Here is a 5,098-nt window from a genome sequence, read left to right on the forward strand (position 1 = left end):
GTACCCGTACCCGCCCTCGCAAGCGCGCTCCGCCGCACACGTACCCGCACGCGCGCCGCGCCGTACCCGCATCCGCGTCGCGCCCGCACCGCACCGCGCCATACCCGAATCCGCGCCGTACCCGCACCCCGCAGCATCCGCACCCGCGCCGCACCCGCGCCGCACCCAACACACGCCGCCACAAAGGTCGTTCCCACACGCCGGCGACCGTTCACGCAAGCCCGTCCCGGGCTCCGGCCAACCCCTCGCGCAACCGGGCGACGTCCTCGACGTCCTTCGCCCGGCGAGGCCGGCCCGGCATCCAGGTCGGTGTCATCAGCTTGATCTCGATCTGCGCCGCCGCCGAGACGATCGGGCAGGACACCTCGCCGAGCCGTCCGAGCGGCCCGTCGAGCAGGCCGGCCGGCCAGACCGCCCCCGCCCACGGCCCACCCGCCACGACGGGGCGTCCCTCGGGGTCCCGGGCCAGCAGGGCGATACCCACTTCCACGTCGCCCGCGAGGTAGTCGAGCTGTTGTTCCGGCGGCGCCTTCGCCAGCCGGACCCAGCCCCGGGCCGCCAGTACGTCCGTCAGCGCGGGGACGTCGACGGCCCACGCGAACCAGTCGACGTCGCCGTGTTCACGGGTGACCCGGTGCAGAAAGAAGTCCATCGCCCAGCCGCCGCGCAACTGGACCTCGACGTTCGACTCCCGTGCCGACGCGACGAATTCGGCGATCACCTGCAACTGAGCCCGTACGGAGTCCGAGTAGTCGTCCACGGGGCAACGATAGGTCGCATCGACGTGCCGGCAGGATCGACACATGCCGCCGACTCCGCAACCGCCCACGAGCCATGTGCTCTTCGACGTCGACGGCACCCTGATCGACGCCGCCGCCAACCAGCGTCGGGTCTGGAACGCGTGGGCGCAACGCTACGGTCTGGACGGTGCCGCAGTGTACGAAGTGGCCCTGCGTACAAGGCCCGTGGACACGTTTGCCGCAGTCGCGCCGGAACTCGACGCGGCGGAGGCACTGGCGTTGCTGCACGACTTGGAGGACGCCGACGTCCGGGACGGCGCATACACCGCCTTCGCCGGTGCGGCGGAACTCCTACGTGGTTTGCCCGTCGGCGGGTGGGCGCTGGTCACGTCCAACTACGTGCACCGGGTCCGCGGCCGGTTCGCGCGAACCGGCCTGCCCATGCCGGCCGTCGTTGTCGACGCCGCCGCGGCCGACCGAGGCAAGCCGCACCCCGACCCGTACCTCCTGGCCGCACTACTGTTGCGCACCACCCCGGCACGCTGCCTGGTGATCGAGGACAGCCCCGCCGGCGTCCGGGCGGGGCTCGACGCGGGCATGACGGTCTGGACGGTCAACACCGACGAACCCGTGCCCGGCGCCCACCGATACTTCCCGACGCTGCGCGACGCGATCCCCCATGTAACGACGTTCGCCACGCGATAAACGGGCGGCACAAGCGCTTGAGCCCGCAAGGCGGAGCTGCCCCCCACCGCCGACCACCGACCACCGACCACCGACCCTGCGCGAAGCGATCCCCCGTGTAACGACGTTCGCCATGCGATAGACGGGGTCGTGAGTGCTTGAGGCTGCCTGGCGGAGCTGACACCCGCCACCGCCGACTCCAGCCCCTCGATCACCGACCACCGACCACAGACCTCCAACCTCCGACCTCCGACCACCACCCACCACCGACCCTCACGAGACGAGATGCGCGAATGCCACCACGTTGCCCGAGTAGTGGGTCTTCTTGCTGAACGAACCTCCGCACGTGACGACGCGCAGTTCCGGTCGAGTGGCGTCGGCGAAGACGCGTGAGCTGGGGAACTCGTCCTTGGCGAACGCCTCGACCCCGTCCACCTCGAAGATCGCGATGGTGCCGTCCTCGCGCTCGACCTCGACCCGCGCGCCGCGCGCCAACGCCCCCAGAGTGTAGAAGGCGGCCGGTCCCTTGGCGGTGTCCACGTGGCCCACGATCGAGGCCGTACCGGACTGGCCGGGCGTGACGCCGCCCTGATACCAGCCGGCCAGGTTGCGGTTGGCCTTGTCGGGGGCGGCGATGCCGCCGTGCTCGTCCAGACCGACCTTGATGACAGGCGCCGAGACGTCCAGCGACGGGATACGAATCCGGACCGGGGTGGACGCGCTCAGCGGCTGCGCGGCGGCCGGCGAGGCCGGCGGAGGAGGCGAGGCAGGCGGAGGAGGCGAGGCAGGTGCGGGAGACGGGGGAAGCGGGGGAAGCGGCGGCACCGGCGCCGCGAGTTCGCGAGGCCAGTCGAGCGGCGTCGAGGGCAACGGGGAGGCGAGTGGCGGGAGTTCCCGGGGCCAGTCGAGCGGCAGCGAAGGCGATGGGGCCGCCGCCTTCGACGTCGCGAGCGGTACCGCTGCCGCAGCCGACGGGCGTGGCGGCCCCGCCCCATTGTCTGCCGCGCCGATCAACGCGAATCCGCAGATCGCCAGCGCAGCCGAGGCCGCCGCCCAGGGGAGGCGGCGACCACGGCCGGCGTGCTGCCGAGCCGCGGACCCGGTGGGGCCTGCGGGTTCGGGAGATGTCATCGATCAGGCGGCGTTGCCGGCCCGGCGACGGACAGCCACGAATCCGGTCGCCGCAGCGGCGGTCAGGACGACGCCACCCACTGCGAGCAGGGCCGCGTCGGCGCCCTGCGAGCCGCCGAGGCCGGCCGTCGAGGCCGCGGTCGGCGCGGCGCCCATCACGTTGATGGTGCCTTCGAGTTCCTTGCCGTTGCCGCACGCGACGTTGATCTTGTGCTCACCCGTCGTCGCACCGGCCGCGATGGTCGCCTGAGCGGCCAGGTGGTCGCCGCTCACGGTGAGCGTGACCGGAGCCGTGAACGCGGTCGATGTCGCGGTGGCCGAGGTCGTCCCGCAGAGCTTGTCGTCCGAGAGCAACACGATGTCTCCGGGACGACCCGAGTCGGCGATCACCGGGGAGAGGGCGAAAGCCGATCCGGCCGATCCGAGCATGGCGAGACCGGCGATCGTGCCGACCACCGCGATTCGGGCACAGCGCATTTTGTCCTCCAATGGACGGCCCGGGCCGGACACGGCGAGCACCGTGCCCAACTGGAAGCCCCGGCCCCTAGGAACGTAAAAAGCTCACCGGTACTTCGCCACCCGGAACAGCCGAATGGTGCCGATACCATCCCTAACTCCCTGCGGATGGCCCATCAGGCACAAAACCGGAAACGATCCTGGAATCGAAAGACACGAACGACCTGTTCGTGTCCTCCGCCTCCAAGATCGTTTCTCGAGTGGCAGGCCCCCGGCCGCCGAGCGCGGCGTCGTGGTCACGGTCAGGAGACCGGATCGGCCGCCGCCGACATTTCCACGATCGCCCGGTCCTCCACGGTTGCGGGCGTGGCCTCGTCCGTGATGCCGCACGCGCACAGCGCCGCCGACACCTGGGTCGCGTCCACGCCGTCCGGTACCGCCAACATCGCGCCCAGTCGGGGTACTTCCGCGCGTACGCACGGGCCCAGCACCTCGCACGAGCCGGTTTCCAGGAACAGCCCGATCCCGCGTTCGTGCAGTGTCCGCGCGGCGCTGCGGAACCGTACGGGCCGGCGCAGCTGGTCCACCACCCCGTCGCGGAACTCCCGTTCGTCGTGGAAATCGCGGCCCAGTACGGACGAGAACACCGGATACTTCGGCGGGTGGAACGTGACGTCGGCGCCCAGCCGGCGCCATTCGGCGGCCGCCGGTTCGCGTAGCCGGTTGTGGAACAGCGTGCGCACGGTCAGCGGAGCCGAGGACACCTCCTTGCGCCGGGCCAGCGCCGCGAAGGTGTCCAAGGATCGCTCGGGACCCGACACCACCGACTGGTGGTCCGCGTTGTCGCACGCCAGATCGAGTCCGGGCAGCTGCGCGGCGGACAGCAGTTCCATCGTTCGGCGCGGCGGCAGGCGCAGCACCAGCATCCCGGCGGGATCGGTGGGGTACGCCGCGCACGCAGTCTCGCGCGCGAGCAGCAGGCGCGCGCCGTCGCCGGCCGTGTACACGCCGGCTGCGGCGAACGCGGCGACGTCGCCGAGGCTGTGCCCCATGACCACCTCGGGGCATACTCCGAAATCGCGTTCGAGCAACCGGAACACCGCGAGCGAACCGGCGTAGATGGCCAGATGGAAGGCCAGTTCGTGGCGATCGTCGAGCTCGGCGGCGTCCGGAGCGTTGGGGTCGGTGAGCAATCGAGAGGGCAGCAGAGTGGCCGTGTCCCCGACGGCCTCGTCGATCTCGGTCAAGGTGTCGTGTACCGCCGGCAGTGACCGGAGGTGTCGCAACGACCCGGGCAGATAGGAACCCATGCCGGGCATGATCATCGCAATCCGGTGCGCGCTCATGTGATCCTCTCTCGCACGTATGTGCAGGGGCATGGAATGCACCGGCGCCGCACACCCGCAACTCGGGCGGCGGGGTCCGAGGACGAGCCCTCGCGCCGTAATCCAGCACAGACGAGCCGGCCGACCCCCGCAACCGCGCCCCACCGCCGGGGTGGCACGCCGCGCGGGGGAACCGGGCAACATGCCCGATTCCGCCCCGCCTTGAGCCGGCGTCAGTCGACGAGCGCGGTGTCGCGCTGTCTGCCATTCGGGTTGCCGCGACATTCGGCCGGTCGTTCGAGCGTCGTTCAGTTGTTCGAGTCGCCCTCGTCGGTCCGCGAGTCGCACGAGCCGACAGCCCGTCGCCTTCGAACCTCGGCGTCGTTGAGCAGGACGTGTTCATCACCTGCCGCGCCATCGCCGTCGCAATCGTGTCGGCGGCCACGCTCGCCATCCCTGCCCAGTCCGCCGCAGCCGACCCGGACGCCGGTACGGCGGTCGTCATCACCGGCGACGACTACTACGTCTCCGCCGACAGCGTCACCATCCACCACAACCCGACCAAGCACTCGGCGGTCGTCGAGATCGCCCACCGGGGCGACACCCTCACCGTCGACCGCACACACGTCGCCGGCATCGACGCGGGCCCGCCGGGCGCCGGGTGGTGGCTGGAGGCCACGAATCGGCGCACGGGCGCACACGGGTACCTCCCCCAGGCCCGCCCCGCCCCCGAGCCGACGGCCGCCGCCCCCGAGGCCACCG

General features: G+C 71.4%; 6 protein-coding genes. 2 read left to right on the top strand and 4 right to left on the bottom strand.

Features of this window, described 5'->3' with window-relative positions; genetic code table 11:
• Window positions 1–211: 211 nt before the first annotated feature.
• The gene (locus GT354_RS37165; RefSeq protein ID WP_346012345.1) at window positions 212–760 is read right to left on the bottom strand and encodes an aminoglycoside adenylyltransferase; all 549 of its coding nucleotides are present in this window, start codon (window positions 758–760) and stop codon (window positions 212–214) included.
• Window positions 761–803: 43 nt separating this feature from the next.
• Here GT354_RS37165 and GT354_RS37170 point away from each other — a divergent pair, with 43 nt between their 5' ends.
• A complete protein-coding gene (locus GT354_RS37170; protein WP_161360799.1) occupies window positions 804–1,445 on the top strand; it encodes an HAD-IA family hydrolase in 642 nt (213 codons plus the stop codon).
• A 252-nt stretch (window positions 1,446–1,697) separates the two neighbouring features.
• Here GT354_RS37170 and GT354_RS37175 read toward each other — a convergent pair whose 3' ends face one another.
• From GT354_RS37175 to GT354_RS37185, 3 genes are all read right to left on the bottom strand, one after another.
• Entirely contained in the window at window positions 1,698–2,555 is an 858-nt protein-coding gene (locus GT354_RS37175; RefSeq protein ID WP_161360800.1) for a class F sortase, read from the bottom strand.
• 3 nt (window positions 2,556–2,558) lie between these two features.
• Window positions 2,559–3,032: a hypothetical protein gene (locus GT354_RS37180; protein ID WP_161360801.1), complete on the bottom strand. Its 474-nt coding sequence runs from the start codon at window positions 3,030–3,032 to the stop codon at window positions 2,559–2,561.
• A gap of 281 nt (window positions 3,033–3,313) precedes the next feature.
• The gene (locus GT354_RS37185) at window positions 3,314–4,357 is read right to left on the bottom strand and encodes an acyltransferase domain-containing protein (RefSeq protein WP_161360802.1); all 1,044 of its coding nucleotides are present in this window, start codon (window positions 4,355–4,357) and stop codon (window positions 3,314–3,316) included.
• Between the two features lie 374 nt (window positions 4,358–4,731).
• Here GT354_RS37185 and GT354_RS37190 point away from each other — a divergent pair.
• Window positions 4,732–5,098: hypothetical protein (locus tag GT354_RS37190; protein WP_161360803.1), on the top strand; the 367-nt coding region annotated here is incomplete at its 3' end.

Origin of the sequence: Streptomyces sp. SID3343 (assembly GCF_009865215.1) — a bacterium.
Taxonomy (GTDB): domain Bacteria; phylum Actinomycetota; class Actinomycetes; order Streptomycetales; family Streptomycetaceae; genus Embleya.

Excerpts from the sequence above, each read along its gene's own strand:
- GT354_RS37170 (WP_161360799.1), top strand. The coding sequence starts at position 804 with ATGCCGCCGACTCCGCAACCGCCCACGAGCCATGTGCTCTTCGACGTC.
- GT354_RS37185 (WP_161360802.1), bottom strand. The coding sequence starts at position 4,357 with ATGAGCGCGCACCGGATTGCGATGATCATGCCCGGCATGGGTTCCTAT.
- GT354_RS37175 (WP_161360800.1), bottom strand. The coding sequence starts at position 2,555 with ATGACATCTCCCGAACCCGCAGGCCCCACCGGGTCCGCGGCTCGGCAG.
- GT354_RS37180 (WP_161360801.1), bottom strand. The coding sequence starts at position 3,032 with ATGCGCTGTGCCCGAATCGCGGTGGTCGGCACGATCGCCGGTCTCGCC.